Origin of the sequence: Polaromonas sp. DSP2-3-2b2 (assembly GCF_049895905.1) — a bacterium.
Classification (GTDB): domain Bacteria; phylum Pseudomonadota; class Gammaproteobacteria; order Burkholderiales; family Burkholderiaceae_C; genus Polaromonas.
The window spans coordinates 142,360-163,507 of record NZ_JAFCTH010000008.1; the positions used below are offsets into that span (position 1 = coordinate 142,360).

Annotated in this window: 17 protein-coding genes and 1 pseudogene; 13 read left to right on the plus strand and 5 right to left on the minus strand. The window is 63.5% G+C overall.

The features are described 5' to 3' along the window. Positions 1-34: 34 nt before the first annotated feature. A complete protein-coding gene (gene map / locus ACP7AD_RS09425) occupies positions 35-868 on the plus strand; it encodes a type I methionyl aminopeptidase (protein WP_426146125.1) in 834 nt (277 codons plus the stop codon). Positions 869-939: 71 nt separating this feature from the next. Further along, positions 940-3,534, plus strand: a complete 2,595-nt coding sequence (locus ACP7AD_RS09430; protein ID WP_426146123.1) for a [protein-PII] uridylyltransferase — start codon at positions 940-942, stop codon at positions 3,532-3,534. 164 nt (positions 3,535-3,698) lie between these two features. On the opposite strand, the gene def is transcribed toward ACP7AD_RS09430, so the two are convergent. After that, entirely contained in the window at positions 3,699-4,238 is a 540-nt protein-coding gene (def, locus tag ACP7AD_RS09435) for a peptide deformylase (protein ID WP_426146122.1), read from the minus strand. Between the two features lie 37 nt (positions 4,239-4,275). On the opposite strand from def, the gene ACP7AD_RS09440 reads away from it, so the two are divergent. Beyond that, positions 4,276-4,719, plus strand: a complete 444-nt coding sequence (locus ACP7AD_RS09440) for a YbaN family protein (protein ID WP_426146121.1) — start codon at positions 4,276-4,278, stop codon at positions 4,717-4,719. Here the strand turns inward: ACP7AD_RS09440 and ligA are convergent. The 3 genes from ligA to smc all read right to left on the minus strand — a co-directional run bounded on the left by ligA (position 4,705) and on the right by smc (position 11,537). Beyond that, positions 4,705-6,819 (minus strand): NAD-dependent DNA ligase LigA, encoded by a 2,115-nt coding sequence (gene ligA, locus ACP7AD_RS09445; RefSeq protein ID WP_426146119.1) that lies wholly within the window; start codon positions 6,817-6,819, stop codon positions 4,705-4,707. The two genes, ACP7AD_RS09440 and ligA, sit on opposite strands and share 15 nt — an antisense overlap. A 71-nt stretch (positions 6,820-6,890) precedes the next feature. Further along, complete coding sequence (locus ACP7AD_RS09450) at positions 6,891-7,976, minus strand: cell division protein FtsZ (protein WP_426146117.1); 1,086 nt, start codon at positions 7,974-7,976, stop codon at positions 6,891-6,893. A gap of 15 nt (positions 7,977-7,991) precedes the next feature. Beyond that, positions 7,992-11,537, minus strand: coding sequence for a chromosome segregation protein SMC (gene smc, locus ACP7AD_RS09455; protein ID WP_426146115.1), 3,546 nt, complete (start codon positions 11,535-11,537; stop codon positions 7,992-7,994). A gap of 379 nt (positions 11,538-11,916) precedes the next feature. On the opposite strand from smc, the gene ACP7AD_RS09460 reads away from it, so the two are divergent. The 10 genes from ACP7AD_RS09460 (at position 11,917) to ACP7AD_RS09505 (ending at position 20,850) form a co-directional block, all read left to right on the plus strand. Next, positions 11,917-12,132: a hypothetical protein gene (locus tag ACP7AD_RS09460; protein ID WP_426146113.1), complete on the plus strand. Its 216-nt coding sequence runs from the start codon at positions 11,917-11,919 to the stop codon at positions 12,130-12,132. Between the two features lie 54 nt (positions 12,133-12,186). Continuing rightward, complete coding sequence (locus ACP7AD_RS09465; protein WP_426166090.1) at positions 12,187-12,459, plus strand: BrnT family toxin; 273 nt, start codon at positions 12,187-12,189, stop codon at positions 12,457-12,459. Continuing rightward, entirely contained in the window at positions 12,419-12,685 is a 267-nt protein-coding gene (locus tag ACP7AD_RS09470; RefSeq protein ID WP_426146111.1) for a BrnA antitoxin family protein, read from the plus strand. The genes ACP7AD_RS09465 and ACP7AD_RS09470 overlap by 41 nt, the downstream gene beginning before the upstream one ends. A gap of 38 nt (positions 12,686-12,723) precedes the next feature. Further along, complete coding sequence (dapC, locus tag ACP7AD_RS09475; protein WP_426146109.1) at positions 12,724-13,932, plus strand: succinyldiaminopimelate transaminase; 1,209 nt, start codon at positions 12,724-12,726, stop codon at positions 13,930-13,932. Between the two features lie 10 nt (positions 13,933-13,942). Beyond that, a complete protein-coding gene (gene dapD / locus ACP7AD_RS09480) occupies positions 13,943-14,770 on the plus strand; it encodes a 2,3,4,5-tetrahydropyridine-2,6-dicarboxylate N-succinyltransferase (protein WP_426146107.1) in 828 nt (275 codons plus the stop codon). A gap of 161 nt (positions 14,771-14,931) precedes the next feature. Further along, positions 14,932-16,080, plus strand: a complete 1,149-nt coding sequence (locus ACP7AD_RS09485; protein ID WP_426146105.1) for a PilT/PilU family type 4a pilus ATPase — start codon at positions 14,932-14,934, stop codon at positions 16,078-16,080. Between the two features lie 7 nt (positions 16,081-16,087). Next, entirely contained in the window at positions 16,088-17,308 is a 1,221-nt protein-coding gene (dapE, locus tag ACP7AD_RS09490) for a succinyl-diaminopimelate desuccinylase (RefSeq protein WP_426146104.1), read from the plus strand. Beyond that, positions 17,305-18,213 carry a 50S ribosomal protein L3 N(5)-glutamine methyltransferase gene (gene prmB, locus ACP7AD_RS09495; RefSeq protein WP_426146103.1) on the plus strand — a complete coding sequence of 303 codons (909 nt, stop codon included), beginning with the start codon at positions 17,305-17,307 and terminating at the stop codon, positions 18,211-18,213. The genes dapE and prmB overlap by 4 nt, the downstream gene beginning before the upstream one ends. Positions 18,214-18,296: 83 nt before the next feature. Next, positions 18,297-20,315, plus strand: a complete 2,019-nt coding sequence (locus tag ACP7AD_RS09500) for an ATP-binding cassette domain-containing protein (RefSeq protein WP_426146102.1) — start codon at positions 18,297-18,299, stop codon at positions 20,313-20,315. 49 nt (positions 20,316-20,364) lie between these two features. Then, positions 20,365-20,850: a hypothetical protein gene (locus tag ACP7AD_RS09505; RefSeq protein ID WP_426146101.1), complete on the plus strand. Its 486-nt coding sequence runs from the start codon at positions 20,365-20,367 to the stop codon at positions 20,848-20,850. A gap of 75 nt (positions 20,851-20,925) precedes the next feature. Here ACP7AD_RS09505 and ACP7AD_RS09510 read toward each other — a convergent pair. Then, positions 20,926-21,148: pseudogene (locus tag ACP7AD_RS09510) on the minus strand (IS630 family transposase); the annotation flags it as partial.

Below are 21,148 nucleotides of genomic sequence, written 5' to 3' on the forward strand. Positions count from 1 at the left end.
AGCACGCGCCGGACTCCGGTGGGATAATTCCGGGATGAGTATTACTTACAAAGATGCAGCCGGTATTGAAGGCTTGCGCGTTGCCGGCAGGCTCGCTGGCGAATTGCTGGACTACCTGACGCCTTTCGTCAAACCCGGCGTGACCACCAACGAAATCAACCAGCTGGCGCACGACTACACCATCAACGTGCAAAAGGCGATTCCGGCCACGCTCGGTTACGGCCCGCCCAGCTACCCGCCCTACCCCAAGTCGCTGTGCGCCTCGCTCAACCACCAGGTCTGCCATGGCATCCCGAACGACAAGCCGCTAAAAAAAGGCGACATCCTGAACCTGGACGTGACCAGCATCAAGGACGGCTGGCACGGCGACAGCAGCCGCATGTTCCTGGTCGGCGAATGCACGATTGCCGCCAAGCGGCTCTGCCAGGTCACCTACGAAGCCATGTGGCATGGCATCATGAAGGTCAAGCCCGGCGCGCGCCTGGGCGACGTGGGCCATGCCATCCAGACGTTTGCCGAAAAAAACGGCTACTCCGTGGTGCGTGAATTTTGCGGCCACGGCATTGGGCAAAAATTCCATGAAGAGCCGCAGGTGATGCACTACGGCCGCCCCGGCACCATGGAAGAACTCAAGCCCGGCATGGTGTTCACCATCGAGCCGATGATCAACATCGGCAAGCGCGACATCAAGGACGGCCCCGAAAAAGACGGCTGGAGCATCGTGACGCGCGACCATTCGCTGTCGGCGCAATGGGAACACATGGTGCTGGTCACCGAGACCGGCTACGAAGTGCTGACACTGTCGCCCGGCAGCCCGCCGATTCCGGATTTCGTGCCGCAGCCCTCGCGCGAAAAAACCGCCGCCTAATTCCGTCCCTGACCCCGGTCCCCCTTGCGGGACCGCCTTTTTCGATCTTTTCACGGTCAGGCCCTGCCTTCATGACTGAACTGACTCCCTTTCGCGACCAATACAGCGCCGGCAAGGCGGACTTGCTCGCCGCGCTGGCCGGCAGCGGCGCATCGACCCGGGGCATTCACGGCCTGCTGCAAAAGCTGGGCCGGCTGACCGACGCCACCTTGCGCCGGCTGTGGCAGCTGGCCGAGTTTCCGCCCGAAGCCTGCCTGATCGCGGTTGGCGGCTTTGGCCGGGGCGAGCTGTTTCCGCATTCCGATGTCGATGTGCTGCTGCTGCTGCCGGACGACGTGGTCGATGTCGAGGACCATCCGGCCCTCAAGGCCAGGGTCGAAGGCTTCATCAGCAGCTGCTGGGACTGCGGGCTGCAGATCGGCTCCAGCGTTCGCACGGCGGCCCACTGCGTCGAGGAAGCGGCCAAGGACGTCACCGTGCAGACCTCGCTGCTCGAAATGCGGCTGGTGACAGGTTCGGCCGAATGCTACAAGCGCCTGCAGGCGCGGCTTGATGCGACTCTTGATCCGAAGGCGTTTTTTATCGCCAAGACGCTGGAAATGCGCCAGCGCCACAACAAGTTTGAAAACACGCCCTATGCACTGGAGCCTAATTGCAAGGAGTCGCCCGGCGGGCTGCGCGACCTGCAGGTGGTGCTGTGGGTGGCCCGCGCCGCCGGCCTGGGAAAATCCTGGGATGAGCTGGCCCGAAATGGCCTGGTCACCACGTTCGAGGTCCGGCAGATCAAGGCTAACGAGGCCTTGCTGAGCCTGATACGCGCGCGGCTGCACATCATTTCCGGCCGGCGCGAAGACCGGCTGGTGTTTGACCTGCAAACAGCGGTGGCGCAGTCTTTTGGCTATTCGGCCACCGCCGATGACGGCAGCAAGCTGCCGCGCCGGGTCAGCGAAGCGCTGATGCGCCGCTATTACTGGACTGCCAAGGCGGTCACCCAGCTGAACCAGATTTTGCTGCTCAACATCGAGGAACAGCTCAACCCGTCCAACTACCCACTGCGGCCCTTGAACGAGCGTTTTCTTGACAAGGCCGGCATGCTGGAAGTGGCCAGCGACGACCTCTACCTGCGCAAGCCGCACGCCATCCTGGAAACCTTCCTGCTGTTCGAAACCCACGTCGGCATCCGGGGCCTGTCGGCACGCACCCTGCGCGCGCTCTACAACGCCCGGGGCATGATGAACGCCAAATTCCGCAGCGACCCGGTCAACCGGGCTACCTTCCTGCGCATCCTGCAGCAGCCCGAAGGCATCACGCATGCTATGCGGCTGATGAACCAGACCTCGGTGCTGGGCCGCTACCTCTGGGTATTTCGCAAAATCGTCGGGCAGATGCAGCACGACCTGTTCCACGTCTACACCGTCGACCAGCACATCCTGATGGTGCTGCGCAACATGCGGCGTTTTTTCATGGCCGAGCATTCGCACGAATACCCGATGTGCTCGCAACTGGCCGCAGGCTGGGACAAGCCATGGATTTTGTACATTGCCGCGCTGTTCCACGACATTGCCAAGGGACGCGGCGGCGACCATTCCGAGCTGGGCCGCAAGGAAGTGCGCATTTTCTGTCGCCAGCACGGCATTGCCGCCGAAGACACCCGGCTGATCGAATTCCTGGTGGGTGAGCACCTGAGCATGAGCCGCACCGCGCAGAAGCAAGACCTGAGCAACCCGGAAGTGATCGCCACGTTTGCAAAAAGAGTGGGCAACGAACGCTACCTGACGGCACTGTACCTGCTCACAGTGGCTGACATTCGCGGTACCAGCCCCAAGGTCTGGAATGCGTGGAAAGGCAGGCTGCTCGAAGACCTCTACCGCTACACGCTGCGCGTGCTGGGCGGCCGCGCGCCCGATGCCGCCGCCGAGATCGAGGCCCGCAAGCGCGGCGCGCTAACACTGCTGGCGCTGCATGCCGAGCCGTTCCAGGCCTACAAGGCGCTGTGGGACACGCTCGACGTGAGCTATTTCATGCGCCACGAAGCCGCCGACATTGCCTGGCATGCTAGGCACCTGTCGCGCCACATCGGCAAGGCGGTCGTGACGGTGCGCGTGCGCCAGTCAGCGGCTGGCGAAGGCATGCAGGTGCTGGTCTACACGCCCGATGCGCCGGATCTGTTCGTTCGCATTTGCGGCTTTTTTGACAAGGCCGGCTTCAGCATCCTGGACGCAAAGGTGCACACCACCAACAACGGTTTTGCCCTGGACACCTTCCAGGTCGCCAGCGAGCCGATGGAAGAGCACTACCGCGAACTGGCCACCATGGTCGAGGTGAACCTGGGCCGCATCATTGAAGAAAAAGGCCCGCTGCCACCACCCAGCAAAGGCCGGGTGTCGCGCCGCGTTAAAAGCTTTCCCGTCACCCCGCGCGTCGATTTGCGGCCGGACGAGAAAGCCCAGCGCTGGCTGCTGAGCGTGTCAGCCAGTGACCGCGTTGGCTTGCTCTACCTGATCGCCCGGGTACTGGCCAGGCACCACATCAACGTCAAGCTGGCCAAGGTGACCACCCTGGGCGAGCGCGTCGAGGATACCTTCCTGATCGACGGGCCGGAGCTGCAGCACAACAAGGCGCAGATCGCGATTGAAACCGAGTTGCTGCAGGCGCTGAGCGACTAGGGATTGGTACACCCCATCGTCCTCACTGCGCTGCGCTCCATGTAGTTCCTTTCCCCCACGCAGGGGGCGACGTCTGGCGCCCGGCAAAGCCGGTTCGCTCGCGTCCGCTTGCGCAGTCAGGGAAGGGAAAAGCTAATACCTGAGTTTGGCAATCACCTGCTCGGTCAGTCGTCGGCCTCAGCGTTTATGCCAGGGAAAAGCACCTCGGTGTAGCCGAACTGACTCAGGTCGCGAATCCGCATCGGGTACAGCTTGCCGATCAGGTGATCGCACTCATGCTGCACCACGCGCGCATGAAAATCGTCCACCGTGCGGTCGATCGGGTCGCCGTACTGATCAAAACCGGTGTAGCGGATGTGCGAGAAACGCGGCACCATGCCGCGCAGGCCGGGCACCGACAGGCAGCCTTCCCAGTCGCTTTCCTCGGCCACGCCCAGCGGCGTGATCACCGGATTGATCAGCACCGTTCGCGGCACGACCGGCGCATCGGGGTAGCGCGGATTGAGCTGGTCACTGCCAAAAATCACCACCTGCAGGTCTTCGCCGATCTGCGGCGCGGCCAGGCCGGCGCCGTTGACCGACTGCATGGTGTAGAACATGTCAGAGATCAGGACATGCAGCGCATCGGTGTCGAAGGCTGCCACGGGCCGGGCAATGCGCAAAAGCCGCGCATCGCCCATTTTGAGAATTTCACGAATGGTCATGGCCTCAAGCATAGCGGCTGGCGGCACAATCGCCGACATGCCTGCCGAACAGCCAGTGAAACAAAACATAGCATCACGTAAGCCCGCGTTGCCCGTGGCTGCGCGCTGGTGCCTGCTGGCGCTGGCTATCACGAGCCTAGGCCTGGGAATTCTGGGCCTGTTTTTGCCGGTGCTGCCGACGGTGCCTTTCGTGCTGCTGGCTGCCTGGGCGGCCGGACACAGCTCCCCACGGCTGTCGCAATGGCTGAAAACCCATCCCCGGTTTGGCGCCCACATCACCGACTGGCAGCGGGCCGGCGTGGTGCGCAGGCGAGCCAAGTGGACGGCCACGGTGGCCATGGCCGCCAGCGCCGTCGCGACGTGGCTGCTGCTGGGCAACCCTTGGGCCGCGCTGGCAGCGGTGGCGGCCATGGCTTGCGTGCTGATCTGGCTGTGGCGGCGTCCCGAGCAGGCGACGCTTGGGGACTCAGTCCAGCGGTGAGTCCAGCAGCGCCAGCAGGGCGGCTTCGTCAATCACCGCGACGCCCAGCGCCTGCGCCTTGACAAGCTTGCTGCCAGCCTCGGCCCCGGCCACGACGTAATCGGTCTTTTTGCTGACCGAACCGGCGACCTTGCCGCCTGCGGATTCAATCCGGTCCTTGGCTTCGTCACGGCCCAGGCCTGGCAGGGTTCCGGTGATCACGAAGGTCTTGCCCGACAGCGGTTTGGGCGCAACAAAGGCGGGTTCGCCCTCTTCCCAGGTCACGCCACAGGCGCGCAACTGCTCCACGACTTCGCGGTTGTGCGGCTGGTCAAAGAAGGTGCGGATGCTTTTGGCGACGATGGGGCCGACGTCGGCCACTTCGAGCAAAGCTTCCTCGCTCGCGTCCATGATGCGGTCGAGCTGGCCAAAATGGCGGGCCAGCGCCTTGGCGGTCGCCTCGCCGACATGCCGGATGCCCAGCCCGAAGACAAAGCGCGGCAGGGTGGTGTGCTTGGACTTTTCCAGCGCGGCCACCAGGTTATTGGCCGATTTTTCGGCCATGCGGTCCAGGCTGGCCAGCGATGTAAAACCCAGCTTGTACAGGTCAGGCAGCGTGCGGATGACGCCCGCATCGACCAGTTGCTCGACCAGCTTGTCGCCCAGCCCCTCGATCTCGACCGCGCGCTTGTGCGCAAAGTGCAGGATCGCTTCCTTGCGCTGGGCGGCGCAGAACAGCCCGCCGGTGCAGCGATAGTCGGCCTCGCCCTCTTCCCGGACCGCGTCCGAGCCGCAGACCGGGCACTGGCGCGGCATGGTGAACTGCGGCGCGTCAGGCACCCGGCGCTCCAGCAGCACGCTGACCACCTCGGGAATCACATCGCCGGCGCGGCGCACGATGACCGTGTCGCCCAGGCGAACATCCTTGCGCCGCGCCTCGTCCTCGTTGTGCAGCGTGGCATTAGTCACGGTCACGCCGCCGACGAACACCGGTGCCAGCTTGGCCACCGGCGTCAGCTTGCCGGTGCGCCCGACCTGGATGTCGATGCTAAGGACCGTGGTGAGCTGCTCCTGCGCCGGGTATTTGTGCGCCACCGCCCAGCGCGGCTCGCGGCTGACAAAACCCATGCGGCGCTGCAGGGCCAGGCTGTTGACCTTGTAGACCACGCCGTCGATGTCATACGGCAACTGGTCGCGCTGCTGGCCAATGGTTTGATGAAACGCTATCAGTTCTGTAGCGCCTTGCGCAAGCTGGGTCTGCGCTGCGACCGGAAAACACCATGATCTCAGGGTTTGCAGCAGCTCGAAATGGGTTGCGAATGCCGGCCCGCCTTCTTCAAGCGGCGTGATCTCGCCCGCGCCATAGGCAAAAAAGCTCAGGCGCCGGTTGGCCGCAATCGCCGGGTCCAGCTGGCGCACGCCGCCGGCCGCCGCGTTGCGCGGGTTGACGAAGGTTTTTTCACCCTTGGCGCCTTGGGCGATCTTTTCGCGCTGGCGCTCGTTCAGCGCTTCGAATTCGTCGCGGCGCATGTAGACTTCGCCGCGCACTTCCATGACAGCCGGTGCGTCGGCGGGCAACCTGAGCGGAATCTGCCGGATGGTGCGGATGTTCTGCGTCACATCCTCGCCCACCTCGCCGTCGCCGCGCGTGGCGGCCTGCACCAGCACGCCGTGTTCATAACGCAGGCTCATGGCCAGGCCGTCGAACTTGAGTTCGGCCACGTACTCGACCGGCGGGTCGGACTCCTTCAGCCCCAGTTCCTTGCGCACCCGGTTGTCGAAATTTTTGGCGCCGCTGGCCTCGGTGTCGGTTTCGGTGCGGATGCTGAGCATCGGAATGCGGTGGCGCACGCTGGCGAACTGGTCAAGGGGCTTGCCGCCGATCCGCTGCGTGGGCGAATCGGGGCGCTGGAGTTCGGGGTGCGCCGCTTCAAGCGCCTGCAGTTCCCGGAACAGCCGGTCGTATTCGGCGTCGGGAATGCTGGGCTCGTCGAGCACGTAATAGCGGTGCGCATGCAGGTCAAGCTCGGCGCGCAGGGCTTTGATGCGCTCGGGCGCCGATGCTGCTGCTTGCGAAGCGGGCTGCGGCGATGGCTGGGCGAACAGGTCAGGAGTGGCCATGGAAATGTCGGGATGCTTGAAAAAAAATCGGCCGCCTCAGGCAGCCGGGAAATGATCCAGAAATCAGGCCATCACGAAAACAAGCGCCTGCCCAGCGCCGAGCCGGCCGACAGTTCGCGCGCGTCCATGCGGTCGTACAACTGCTCCAGGTCCGCATGGATCGCCTCCATGGCCTCGGGCCGCACCAGAATCGCGTTGTCGTCGATGATCACGCCGTCCATGCTGCCTGCCAGGGCAATCGCCACTTCGCACATGCGGGCAAAAGGCGCTTCCGAGCGCAGCACCTGCGGCACATCCAGCGACAGCGTCAATTCATACAACGCGGTCTGTTCGGGGTCTTCGGCCTGGGCGGCCTGCGAGTCAAAGCTCAGGCCCAGGATCGGGCCATGGCCTGTCTGGCTGGCAGGCAGCAGCATACGGCCGAGCGTCGCCGAGGGAACGAAGCCCTGGCCGGCCGCGCATTGCTGCACATAGCCCGGGCTCCAGGCGGTCTTCACGGCGCGCAGCTTGAAGCTCAGCTGCGCATCGTGCGCGCCGGCGAACTGGTCGAGTTCCCTAGCCCGGGCCACCTCGCCCTGCATTTCGGCAAACTCGACTTCGCCGCCTATCGCATCAGCAAAGGCTTGCGTCTTCATGACGAATTCAGAATATTCGATGGCGTTCAGCGCGCCGGTTCGGTTGGCCAGCTGGACGCCGCACTGAAAGGCGCTGTAGCGATAGCCGGCGGCGGGAACTTCCCATTCGCGGCTGTCTTCGCGCAGGCCCTCGATGGCAAAAGGCTTGCTGCCGACCCGGCGCGTGCTGGGCATGGCCGCCAGCGCGGCTTCGCCAGCGACCGGCGATGCCAGCGTGACCGGCGCGATCGCGTCGATCAGGATGTCGAGCACCGGTTTTCGCTCGGGCGTGGTGAGCTGCGTCAACGCGGCCAGGCCGGCATCGGTGTCAAAGCTGGGTTCGTGCCGTTCCGGCAGTCCATCGACCTCGTCCAGCTGAAGATAGCTGTCTTGCGACGGGGCAGACGCGGGTTCGGCGTCAAGTGCTGGTTTAGGCGTGGCTTGCTTGGGCAGGTTCTTGCGTGCGGACCAGGCGCCGTGGGCAACGATGCCGACCAGGACCAGGCTGCCACCGACCGCCAGACTTATTTGTAATGTGCTCATGATGTTTTGATGGGTTCAGGCTATTTCGGCAAGGCTCAGGGCGGCCTGCATGTCAACGGCGACGATGCGCGACACGCCCTGCTCCTGCATGGTCACGCCAATCAGCTGCTCGGCCATTTCCATGGCGATCTTGTTGTGGCTGATGAATAAAAACTGGGTTTGCTTGCTCATGCTGGACACGAGTTTGGCATACCGTTCGGTGTTGGCATCGTCGAGCGGCGCATCGACCTCATCTAACAGGCAAAACGGCGCCGGATTGAGCTGGAAAATCGCAAACACCAGCGCAATCGCGGTCAGCGCCTTTTCGCCGCCCGACAGCAGGTGGATGGTCTGATTTTTCTTGCCCGGCGGCTGCGCCATGACCTGCACGCCAGCGTCCAGGATTTCCTCGCCGGTCATCACCAGCCGGGCATTGCCGCCGCCGAACAGCTCGGGAAACATGCGGCCGAAGTGGCCGTTGACAGCGTCAAAGGTGCTGGAGAGCAAATCGCGCGTTTCCATGTCGATCTTGCGGATGGCGTCTTCCAGCGTCGCCATGGCCTCGTTCAGATCGGCCGACTGCGCATCGAGGAACTGCTTGCGTTCGCGGGCAATGCTTAGCTCGTCTAGCGCTGCCAGGTTCACCGCGCCCAGCGCGTGAATATCGCGCTGGATGCGGTCGATTTCTCCCTGGAGGCCGCTGATGCGGACATTGCCTGCCTTGATGGACGCCTGAACCGCCGGCAGATCGGCCTGGGCATCGGTCAGCAACTGGGCATATTGCTCGAAGCCCAGCCGTGCGGCCTGCGCTTTCAGCTGGAATTCGGTGATTCGCTGGCGCAGCGGATCGAGTTCGCGTTCCAGCGTGGCGCGGCGCTCGTCGCTGCTGCGCAGCCTGTGGGTCAGGTCGTCGTACTGACTGCGCTGGGCCAGCAGCTCGGCTTCGCGCGCCATCTTGGCATTCAGCGCGTCCTGAAGCCCGCCCTGCGCTGCGGCATCGGTCAGCCGCGCCAGCTCGTCGCGGGCGCGGCCTTCTTCGGCGGCAATCGACGACGCCTGAGCTGCAGCAATGGCGATGGAGCGCGCCAGTTCCTCGCGCCGCGCGGCCAGGGTGCGCAGCGCAAACTGCGCTTCCTGCAGCTGGCGCTCCAGCGTGCGCTGCTGCTCGCGGGATTCGGCGCGGCGCCGCTCGGTGGCGATCACCCGGTCTTCCAGCTGGGCATGGCGCTCCTGGCTGTCGGCCAGCTGCATGTCGAGTTCTTCAAACCGGCCCTCGGCGGTGATCTTGCGCTCCTGTAATTCATCAAGCTGGGCTTCGATCTCGGCCATGTCGGCCTGGATCTGCTGGCTGCGCGCCCGCGCCTGCTCGGCCAGCTGGCTCAAGCGCAGCACTTCGACCTGCAGCGCATGGCTCTGGTTCTGCGCTTCGCCGGCTTCGCGGCGGGCAGCGGCCAGGCGCTGGCTGGCGTCCAGGTAGCTGGCTTCAGCGCGGGCCAGCGCCGCCCGGGCTTCCTCGCTGATCAGCACTTGCGCACGCAAGCCTTTTTCCAGGTTGTCGATCTCCTGCGCGCGGGCCAGCAGGCCGGCCTGCTCGGAATCGGGCGCGTAAAAACTCACGCTGTGCTTTGTGATGGCATGGCCGCCCATGACGTAGATCGTCTCGCCGGGCTGCAGCTGTTCGCGCGCGGCCAGGGCGTCGTCCAGCGTAAGCGCAGTGAAGCAGCCGTCCAGCCAGTCGTCCAGCAGCGCCGTCAGTCCGGCATCGTTCAGGCGAAGCAGGTCGGCCAGCGGCTTGAGATGAAGCGCCGACTGGGCGCGGGCTGGCGCGGCGGCCTGTGGCGGCGTGTAGAACGACAGCTTGGCGGGCGGACCTTGCGCCTGGCCGCGCGCATCGGTGCCGGCAAAACCGCGCACGATGTCGAGCCGGCTGACTTCCAGCGCGCCCAGGCGCTCGCGCAGCGCGGCTTCCAGCGCATTTTCCCAGCCCTGCTCGATGTGCAGGCGGCTCCACAGACCCTGCAGGTTTTCAAGGCCATGCCGGGCCAGCCAGGGCCTGAGCTTGCCGTCGGTCCTGACCTTTTCCTGCAGTGCCTTGAGCGCGTCCAGCTTTGCCGACAGGTCGGCGCGCCGGGCCGATTCGGCATTGGCCGCCTGCTGAAGGGCGCGCCGCGCATCGTCAAGCTGCGGCACGGCTTCGGTCAGCTCCTGCAATCTAGCCTGCGCCACGGCCTGCGCTTCCCGAGCATGGTCGAGTTGCGAGTTCAGGCTGGCCAGCCGCGCCTCATCGGGTGCGCCGAGCGCCTTGCGGTCCGCCGACAGGCGTTCATGGCGCAGGCCCAGCATGCGCAGTTGCTCTTCAACATGGCGCTGTTCGGCGGCCAGCACCTGGAGTTGCTGCTGCACCTGCGTCACGCCGGCGCGCTGCGCATTGGCCGTCGCCTGGGCCTGTCGCAGCGCCTCTTCGAGCGCCGGCAGCTGGTCCTGCTGTTCCTCAAGCTGGGCGGCCAGCAGTTCGGCTTTTTCCTCGGCGTCAAAGCTTTGCCCGGCCAGGCTTTCAGACTCGGCCGCCGCGTCTTCGCCGCGCGTTGCCCACTGCGCCGACTGTTCCCTGAGCTGGACCAGGCGCTGCTCCACCCGTAGCCGCCCATCGACCACAAAGCGGATTTCCGCCTCCAGCCGCCCCACCTCGGCGCTGGCCTCGTACAGCCTGCCCTGCGCCTGGTTGACCTGGTCGCCGGCTGCATAGTGCGCCTGGCGGATGGTTTCCAGGTCGGCCTCGACATGGCGCAGATCGGCCACGCGGCTTTCCAGATCATTGACCGACTTTTCGGCATCCAGCCGGACTTTGGCCTGGTCGGCTTCGCTCTCGGCGCGCTTGAGGAACCACAGCTGGTGCTGCTTCAGCGTGCCGGCGGCCTGCAGCGTGTTGTAGCGCAGGGCGACCTCTGCCTGCTTTTCGAGCCGCTCCAGGTTGGCATTGAGTTCGCGCAGGATGTCTTCGACGCGGATCAGGTTTTCCCGCGTGTCGCTCAACCGGTTGGCGGTTTCGCGGCGGCGCTCCTTGTATTTGGACACGCCGGCGGCTTCTTCGAGAAACAGGCGCAGTTCCTCGGGCTTGGATTCGATGATGCGGCTGATCGTGCCCTGGCCAATGATGGCGTAGGCGCGCGGCCCCAGCCCGGTGCCCAGAAACACGTCCTGCACATCGCGGCGGCGCACCGGCTGGTTGTTCAGGTAGTAGCTCGACGTGCCGTCGCGCGTCAACACCCGCTTGACGGCGATTTCCTCATACTGCCCCCACTGGCCGCCGGCGCGGTGGTCGGCATTGTCGAACACCAGTTCGACGCTGGCGCGGCTGGCCTGCTTGCGGGTCGTGGTGCCGCTGAAGATCACGTCCTGCATCGACTCGCCGCGCAATTCCGACGCCTTGGATTCGCCCAGCACCCAGCGCACGGCATCCATGATGTTGGACTTGCCGCAGCCGTTGGGGCCGACCACGCCGACGAGCTGGCCCGGCAGCTGGAAATGCGTCGGGTCGGCAAACGACTTGAAACCGGCTAACTTGATCGAATTGAGACGCACGGCTGACCTGTGTTGTTGAGCCTGGGGCTAACTCGTTGATTTGTTTTGAGGGAATGGACGCGCCGTGGCGTTGGCAAGGCCCGCAAGGCCCGCAAGGCCCGCCATGTTACCCGAGCGTAGTGCAGTTTTTGACTGCCCGGCAGCGTCTGGATGCGCCCTGTTCGCCCCGCATAATCTGACGACACCCTTGAATCCCAGACCAATGACTGAAAAATCCCTCTTGTCCTCGCACGGCGCCGAATCACCGATTACAGGCCTACCAGCTGCCAAAAAGCGATTAAAACGGTTATGCCTGACCGAATTTTTAAGCCAAATCAGCCTCTTGCGCACGTTGTATATGCGCGAGCAGCTATCAAACAAATAGTAGAAACATACCCCTATGCCCATTTTCAAGATTTCCGGTGCAAAACTGAACGAGCTGAACAGCCTGCCGCTGGACAAAGAAAAAAATCTTCAAGCGCTGGTCGAGGCCAATTTGATCGAGGTTCTGGATCTAACTGCCCGAGGAAAAAGGATTTTCAGAGCGCAACAGCAAGCGCATGCTAGCGTTTGTGCCACAGGCTGTGGCACAAACAGAGTAACGGCAAGGCATTGATGATCGAGTTCTTCCCTCGTTAAAAACCAAATTAATTAGATGTACAATTAATTAATGCAGATTGAGTTTGACCCTGCCAAGCAGCAAAACACCTTGAGAGCGCGTGGACTTGACTTTGCGCGGGCTGCCGAAGTGTTTGCCGGCAGTCATCTGACGCGGCAGGATGAGCGCCAAGCGTATACCGAAACGCGCTACCAGACGGTGGGATGGCTCGATGGCCGGCTGGTGATGACGGTCTGGACTCCGCGCGGCGCGGCACGCCGCATTATTTCCATGAGGAAGATCAATGAACGCGAAACTCAAGCCATCGGCGCCCGCCTGGACTGACCCCGACGACGCGCCTGAAATTACCGAACAGTGGGTGGCCGAGGCCGACTTGTTCAAAGGTGACAAGCTGGTGCGCCGGGGCCGGCCGGTGGGCAGCACCCAGGCGTCGGTGAAGCGGCCCACGACCTTGCGCCTGGATGAAAGCGTGCTGGCGCGCTGGCGCGCTTCGGGCAAGGGCTGGCAAACGCGTGCCGCCGAGCTGTTGACCGCGCACGCGCCCAAATAGGTCAACCTGAGAAGGTCTGTCGGGGATAATCGCGCCCCATGAATCCCCTGCTTTCCCGCCTTCAGCCTTACCCCTTCGAGCGGCTGCGCCAGTTGCATGCCGATGTCACGCCGAATCCGGCCTATAAACCCATCAGCCTGGGCATTGGCGAGCCGCGCCATGCCACGCCGCAGCTCATCAAGGATGCGCTGACCGGCAGCCTGCCGGGCTTGGCCAGCTACCCCGGCACGCTGGGCGAGCCCAAACTGCGCCAGACCATGAGCGACTGGCTGGCCCGGCGCTATGGAGGGCTGAGAGTTGATCCGGCGACGCAAATCCTGCCGGTTAACGGCTCCCGCGAGGCGCTGTTCTCGCTGGCGCAGGCCGTGATTGACCCGAGCCAGCCGGGCGCGACGGTGATCAGCCCCAACCCGTTCTATCAAATCTACGAAGGCGCGGCGCTGCTGGCCGGCGCGCAGCCGTGGTTCGCGCCGAGCGAGGCGGCGCGCAACTTCGGCATCGACTGGGCCGCCGTGCCTGAGTCGATATGGGCGAAAACCCAGCTGCTGTTTGTCTGCTCGCCGGGCAACCCGACCGGCGCGGTGATGGGGATTGACGAGTGGGAACTGCTGTTCCGCCTGAGCGACCAGTACGGCTTCGTGATTGCATCGGACGAGTGCTACAGCGAGATTTATTTCCGCGACGAGCCGCCGCTGGGCGGACTGGAAGCGGCGGTGCGGCTGGGACGGATTGATTTCAAGAACCTGATTGCGCTGACCAGCCTGTCCAAGCGCAGCAACGTTCCGGGCCTGCGCAGCGGCTTTGTCGCGGGCGACGCGGCCATCATCAAGTCGTTCTTGCTCTACCGCACCTACCACGGCAGCGCCATGAGCCCCATCGTGCAGGCCGCCAGCATCGCTGCCTGGGCCGACGAGGCGCATGTGGTGGACAACCGCGCCCAGTACCGCGAAAAGTTCGCGCAGGTCACGCCCATGCTGGCCGAAGTGATGGATGTACGCCTGCCCGACGCCGGTTTTTACCTGTGGGCGGCTGTCCCTGAGGCGTTCAAGGGTTCGGACACGGCGTTTTCGCGTGAACTGCTCGCTCTTTACAATGTCGTCGTGTTGCCGGGCAGCTACCTGGCGCGCGATGCGCAGGGCTTCAACCCCGGCGCTGGCCGTATCCGCATGGCGCTGGTGGCGCAAACCGCTGAATGCGTCGAAGCTGCTCAACGCATCGTCCAATTCATTCAATCCAAAGTTCACTGAAAAACTCAAAATGACACAAGACAATCTGCAAGCCATCATCGACGCCGCCTGGGAAAACCGCGCCAACCTGTCGCCCACCGCCGCGCCGCAGGAGGTGCTGGACGCCGTCGAGCAGACGATTTCCGAACTCAACAACGGCACGCTTCGCGTCGCCACCCGCCAGGGCGTTGGCCAGTGGACGGTTCACCAGTGGATCAAGAAAGCCGTGCTGCTGAGCTTTCGCCTGAAGGACAACGAGCTGATGCGCGCCGGCGAGCTGGGCTTTTACGACAAGGTGCCGACCAAGTTCGCGCACCTGAGCGAGCAGGAAATGCGCGCCACCGGCGTTCGCGTGGTGCCGCCCGCCGTGGCGCGCCGGGGCAGCTTCATCGCCAAGGGCGCTATCTTGATGCCCAGCTACGTCAACATCGGCGCCTATGTCGATGAAGGCACGATGGTTGACACCTGGGCCGCCGTGGGTTCCTGCGCGCAGATCGGCAAGAACGTTCATCTGTCGGGCGGCGTCGGCATTGGCGGCGTGCTGGAGCCGATGCAGGCGAACCCGACCATCATCGAGGACAACTGCTTCATCGGCGCGCGCTCCGAAATCGTCGAAGGCGTGATCGTCGAGGAAAACTCGGTGATCTCGATGGGCGTGTACATCGGCCAGAGCACGCCGATTTACGACCGCGAAAGCGACACCGTGAGCTATGGCCGCATTCCGGCAGGCTCGGTCGTGGTGTCGGGCAACCTGCCCAAGGCCGGCGGCAAGTACAGCCTGTATTGCGCGGTCATCGTCAAGCGCGTGGATGCAAAAACCCGCGCCACCACCAGCTTGAATGACCTGCTGCGGGACTGATGGCCCCCACGCTTGCCACTGCGTGTGCTGCGCTGCCCCCCGAGGGGCCGCTGTGCCTGTGGCCCGGCAAAGCCGGTTCCACGGCCCGGGCTGGTGGAGGCTTGCCCTCACGCCTGACGCTGACCACCATAATGTCTCAACGTCATAACGAAAGCTGAACCATGAGCACGATGGAAAGAATTCTGCGGTTGATGGTGGACAAGAAGGCGTCTGACGTCTATCTGTCGGCACACTCGCCGGCCATGATCAAGATCAACGGGCAGTCCATCCCGATCAATGCGCAGATTCTGCCGGCCGACGCCACGCGCTCGCTGCTGGCCGAAGTGCTGCCACCCGCGCGTATCGAGGAACTCGATGAAATCGGCGAACTCAACATGGCGCTGCTGATCGAAGGGCTGGGCAATTTTCGCATCAGCGGTTTTCGCCAGCGCAGCACCTTTGCAGCGGTGATTCGCTATATTCCGGACAAGATTCCGGCGCTGGCCAGCCTGAAACTGCCGCCGCTGCTGGGCGACCTGATCATGGAAAAGCGCGGCCTGATTTTGATGGTGGGTGCCACCGGCGCCGGCAAAAGCACCACGCTGGCTTCGATGATCGACCGGCGCAACGAAACCGCGACCGGGCACATCCTGACGATCGAGGACCCGATCGAGTATTACTTCACCAACAAGAAATCGGTCATCAACCAGCGCGAGGTCGGCAGCGACACCCAGTCGCTGCAGGTGGCGCTGAAAAATGCGCTGCGCCAGGCGCCCGACGTGATCATGATTGGCGAGATCCGCGACCGCGAAACCATGTCGGCAGCGATTGCTTATGCGCAGTCGGGTCACCTCTGCCTGGCCACCATGCATGCCAACAACAGCTACCAGGCGCTCAACCGCATCCTGAGCTTTTACCCGGTCGAAGTGCGGCTGACCATGCTCGGCGATCTGGCGGCCGCGCTGAAGGCGGTGGTTTCCCAGCGCCTGCTGCGCAGCCAGAACAACGACCGCATTCCTGCGGTGGAGGTCATGCTCAACACCAAACTGGTGGCCGAGCTGATCGAAAAAGGCGACTTTTCGGGTGTCAAGGAAGCCATGGAAAAATCCATGGCCGATGGCTCGCAAACCTTTGAGCAGCATATCGCCCGGCTGATCACCGAAGGCACGGTGACGCGCAAGGAAGGCCTGGCCAATGCCGATTCGCCGACCAACCTGATGTGGCGGCTTGAAAACGACTTTACCGCAGGCAAGGCCAAGGCCGACGTGTCTACCATCGACCCGGATGACGAACCGTCGTTCACCGAGATCACCTTCGACGTCAGGCACTGAACGCACCATGTCCCGAACACTCCACCTTGCCGAGCAACTGATTTCCCGCGCTTCGGCGACGCCTGACGATGCCGGCTGCCAGGACCTGCTGATCGCGCGGCTCACGCCGCTTGGTTTCAGGTGTGAAACCCTCATCAGCGGACCCGAACACTTCCGGGTCACCAATCTGTGGGCGAAATTTGAGGGTTTTAGCCCTTCTGCGCAGGCTGCGCCTGCGCAACCAGCTATCGAATCCATAGCAAATCCAGTCTCTGACAATGCCCGCGTCAAGACGCTGGTGTTTGCCGGCCACACCGACGTGGTGCCGACCGGCCCGCTGGAGCAGTGGCACAGCCACCCGTTCACGCCCAGCCACCGCGCAGGCAAGCTGTACGGGCGCGGTGCGGCTGACATGAAAACCTCGATTGCGGCCATGGTCGTGGCGGTCGAGGAATTTTTGGCGGCGCATCCCAGGCCGGCGCTGTCGATGGCCTTCCTGATCACCAGCGACGAGGAAGGCCCCGGCCTTGACGGCACCGTCATCGTCTGCGAGCAACTCAAGGCGCGTGGCGAGGTGCTGGATTACTGTATCGTCGGCGAGCCCACATCGGTCAAAAACCTGGGCGACATGATCAAGAACGGCCGGCGCGGCACGCTGAGCGGCAAGCTCACCGTCAAGGGCGTGCAGGGCCACATCGCCTATCCGCACCTGGCGAAGAACCCGATCCACCTGTTCGCGCCGGCGCTGGCCGAACTGGTGGTCACGCAGTGGGACGCGGGCAATGAGTTTTTTCCGGCGACCAGCTGGCAGGTGTCCAACCTGCATGCGGGCACCGGCGCGACCAACGTGATTCCGGGCGACCTGGTGGTGGACTTCAATTTCCGCTTCTGCACCGAATCGACGCCGGAAAGCCTGCAGCAGCGGCTGCTGGCCATTTTGAGCAAGCACCAGTTTGAATACGACCTGAAATGGACGCTGGGCGGCCTGCCCTTTTTGACCACGCCGGGCACGCTGGTCGATGCGGTGCGCGGCGCGATTCTGCTTGAGACCGGCTTGCACACCGAACTGTCCACGACCGGCGGCACCAGTGACGGCCGCTTCATCGCCAAGGTCTGCCCGCAGGTGATCGAACTCGGGCCGGTCAACGCAACCATTCACCAGATCAACGAATGCGTGGCGGTCGCTTCGATTGATCCGCTCAAGAACATCTACAAGGGCGTGTTAGAGCGCCTGGAGGGCCTGGCATGACGACAACCCCTGCTCCGACTGTGACCGTGCTGGAGGTGATCGAGCAGATGGCCGACCGGCTGGACGCCGCCGGCTTGACCTTTGCCAACGGCTACGGCCAGGGCACGACCAATGCGTTTGACGAAGCCGCCTGGCTGGTGCTGTGGAAGCTGGGCCTGGAACTGGACGACCTGGAATCGGTGGAAAACCGGCCGGTGTCGCCCGAAGACCAGGCGCAGGTCGCGCTGCTGGTGGACCAGCGCATCAGCACGCGCAAGCCCGCCGCCTACCTGACGAACGAAGCCTGGCTGATGGGCGTGCCGTTTTATGTCGATGAGCGCGTGATCATTCCGCGCTCCCTGATCGCCGAGTTGCTGATGGAGGGCAGCATCGATGACTGGCTGAGCGACGAGACGCAGCGCGTGCTCGACCTGTGCACCGGCAACGGCAGCCTGGCCGTGCTGGCCGCCATGACCTATCCGGAGGTGGTGGTTGATGCCGCCGACATCAACCTGGACGCCCTTGCCGTGGCGCGCATCAATGTGGACCGGCACCAGCTGGGTAGCCGCATCACGCTGATTGAATCGGACAGCCTGGCCGCCTGCTCCGGCCCTTACGACCTGATTTTGTGCAACCCGCCCTATGTGAACAGCGCCAGCATGGCCGCCCTGCCGGCTGAATTCAAGGCCGAACCTGGCCTGGCGCTGTCCGGCAATATGCACGGTGGCAGCGACGGCATGGACTTCATTCGCGGCCTTTTTCTGACCATTGCCGCGCAAATGAACGAAAATGCGGTGTTGGTGCTGGAAATCGGCAACGAGCGCGAGAATTTTGCACGCGCTTTTCCGCACCTGGAGCCGCTCTGGTTTGAAACCAGCGCCGGCCCGGATCAGGTTTTGTTGCTCACTCGCGAACAGCTGGCCTGAACCTTAGCTTTCGTATTTCGGACCGCAAGCGCTTTGCCGGGCGCCCTGCGGTCCGATCCCATTTCTTCAGTCTGTTGGTTTAAATGATTACCCTTAAAAACGTGGTGCTGCGTCGCGGCTCCAAAGTGATTCTCGACAGCGCGACTGTCACTCTGAACCCTGGCGAGAATGTCGGCCTGGTGGGCCGCAACGGCGCGGGCAAGTCCTCGCTGTTCGCCATGCTCAACGGCTCGCTGCATGAGGACGGCGGCGAATACTACATTCCGACGCAATGGAAAATGGCGCAGGTCGCGCAGGACATGCCCGAAACCGAGCAAAGCGCCACCAGCTACGTGATCGAGGGCGATGTGGTGCTGCTGGGCGCTCAGGCCGAAGTCGATGCGGCAGAATTGAGCGGCGATGGCGACCGCATGGCGCATGCCTACATGGACTTGTACGACTCCGGCGCGCACGATGCGCAGGCGCGCGCGCAGGCCTTGATTCTGGGCCTGGGCTTCAAGCTCAGCGAACTCGACAACCCGGTCAACAGTTTTTCAGGCGGCTGGCGCATGCGCCTGCAGCTGGCGCGCGCGCTGATGTGCCCGTCGGACCTGCTGCTGTTAGATGAGCCAACCAACCACCTGGATTTGGACGCGCTGGTCTGGCTGGAAGCCTGGCTAAAACGCTACCAGGGCACCATGCTGGTCATCAGCCATGACCGCGAATTCCTGGACGCGGTGACAGACGTGACGGTGCATATCGAAAGCGCCAAGCTGACGCGCTACGGCGGCAATTACAGCAAGTTCGAGGACCTGCGCGCCGAACAAATGGCGCTGCAGCAAGGCGCTTACTCCAAGCAGCAGGACAAGATTGCCCACCTGCAAAAGTTCATCGCCCGCTTCAAGGCCAAGGCCAGCAAGGCCAAGCAGGCGCAAAGCCGCGTCAAGGCGCTGGACCGCATGGAAAAGATCGCGCCGCTGCTGGCCGAAGCCGATTTCACCTTCGAGTTCAAGGAACCGGCGAACCTGCCCAACCCGATGCTGTCGATGCAAAACGCCTACTTCGGCTACCCCGCGCCCGAAGACGCGCCAGAAGGCACACCGCCCACGGTCATCGTGCAGAACGTCAGCAAGTCGGTGCTGGCCGGCCAGCGCATCGGCATTCTGGGTGCCAACGGCCAGGGCAAATCGACGCTGGTGAAAACCGTGGCGCGCGCGCTGGCGCCGATTTCAGGCGAGATGACCGAAGGCAAAGGCCTGAACATCGGCTACTTTGCCCAGCAGGAACTCGACGTGCTGCGCCTGACGGACAACCCGCTGGAGCACATGATCCGCCTGGTCAAGGAAGTCACCGCCGCCGGCAAGCTGGGCAACCAGCCGACCCGCGAGCAGGACCTGCGCAGCTTTTTGGGCAACTTCAACTTTGGCGGCGACATGGTCAAGCAGGCCGTGGGCAGCATGAGCGGCGGCGAAAAGGCGCGCCTGGTGCTGTGCATGATCGTCTGGCAGCGGCCGAATCTGCTGCTGCTCGATGAGCCGACCAATCACCTGGACCTGGCCACGCGCGAGGCGCTGTCGATGGCGCTCAATGAATTCGAGGGCACGGTGATGCTGGTCAGCCATGACCGCGCCCTGCTGCGCGCGGTGTGCGACGAGTTCTGGATGGTCTCGCGCGGCGGCGTCGCGCCGTTCGACGGCGACCTGGACGACTACCAGCGCTATTTGCTCGACGAAGCCAAGCGCCTGCGCGAGGAAGCGAAGAAGTCGAGCAACAGCCCGGCCGCTCCGGCTGCTACCAAAAAAGTAGCTGTCAGCGCATACACAGCAAGCGCAAAGCCCGTTTTTGACGTAAAAAATGCATCTGGCAAGAAGGAAGATGCCCAAAAACGCCAGCAGCAATCGGAGGCCGCCAAGCCGCTGCGCAAGGATCTGGAAAAAATCGACCGCCAGATGCAGGGCATGAACAGCGAAAAAGCCAATCTCGAAACGCTTCTGACCACGTCGAAGTCGCCTGCGGAAATTGCCCAGGCCGGCAAGCGCCTCAAGGTGATCGAAGCCGACCTGGCCAAGCTGGAAGAACGCTGGCTGGAAGTGACCGAGAAGATCGAAGCCGTCGCGGTATAAAGGGGCTTCGTCGGCGCTTGACCGGCAAGCTTGAAAGAGGTTTTGATCCATGCCCACTGCCCTGCACCTGGCCGCTGACGATGCGGCGCTTCAAGCGGCCGTCCAGCGCAGCCGCAAACTGCTCCACAAGCGGGCACTGATAGCCGCCGTCGCCAGCGCGGTGCCCGTTCCGGGCCTGGACTGGGCGGTGGACGCCGCCTTGCTGTCCAAACTGATTCCTGCGATCAACAAGGAGTTCGGCCTGGCGCCCGAGCAGATCGACCAGCTCGATCCGAAAAAGCGCGAGCAGGTGCAAAAAGCCGTGGCCATGGTCGGCTCGGTGCTCGTCGGCAAGTTCATCAGCCGCGACCTGATCATCAAGGCGACCACCAAAATCGGCACGCGCATGGCGACCAAGCAGCTGGCCAAGTACATTCCGCTGGCCGGACAGATCGTCGCGGCCAGCGTGGGTTATGCGGCCATCCGCTACTTCGGCGAGGAACACATGAAGGACTGCATCCGGGTGGCGAAACAGGCGCAGCTGCGGCTGGAGTGAAGCCTCGCCCTTGGCAGATGCGCTGCCGGGCCAGAACTTTCCTGTCCTGAAAAACAAAAAGGTGCTAGTGTCGCGTCATGAGGTAGTTGTCGGGTAAAGCCGTTTTAGCTTGATTCGCGCATTCTTGGTCGTGAATTGCCAGTTGACTTTGGCCTGAAGGTTGTCGCGGCGACTCTGCCAGGCAGCGACTTCGCTTCGCACCGTCTCGATGTTGTCGATGCGCCGACTCAGGCACTGGCCCACCATGACGTTGATCTCGATCTCGGCCATGTTCAGCCAGCTGCCGTGCTTCGGGGCA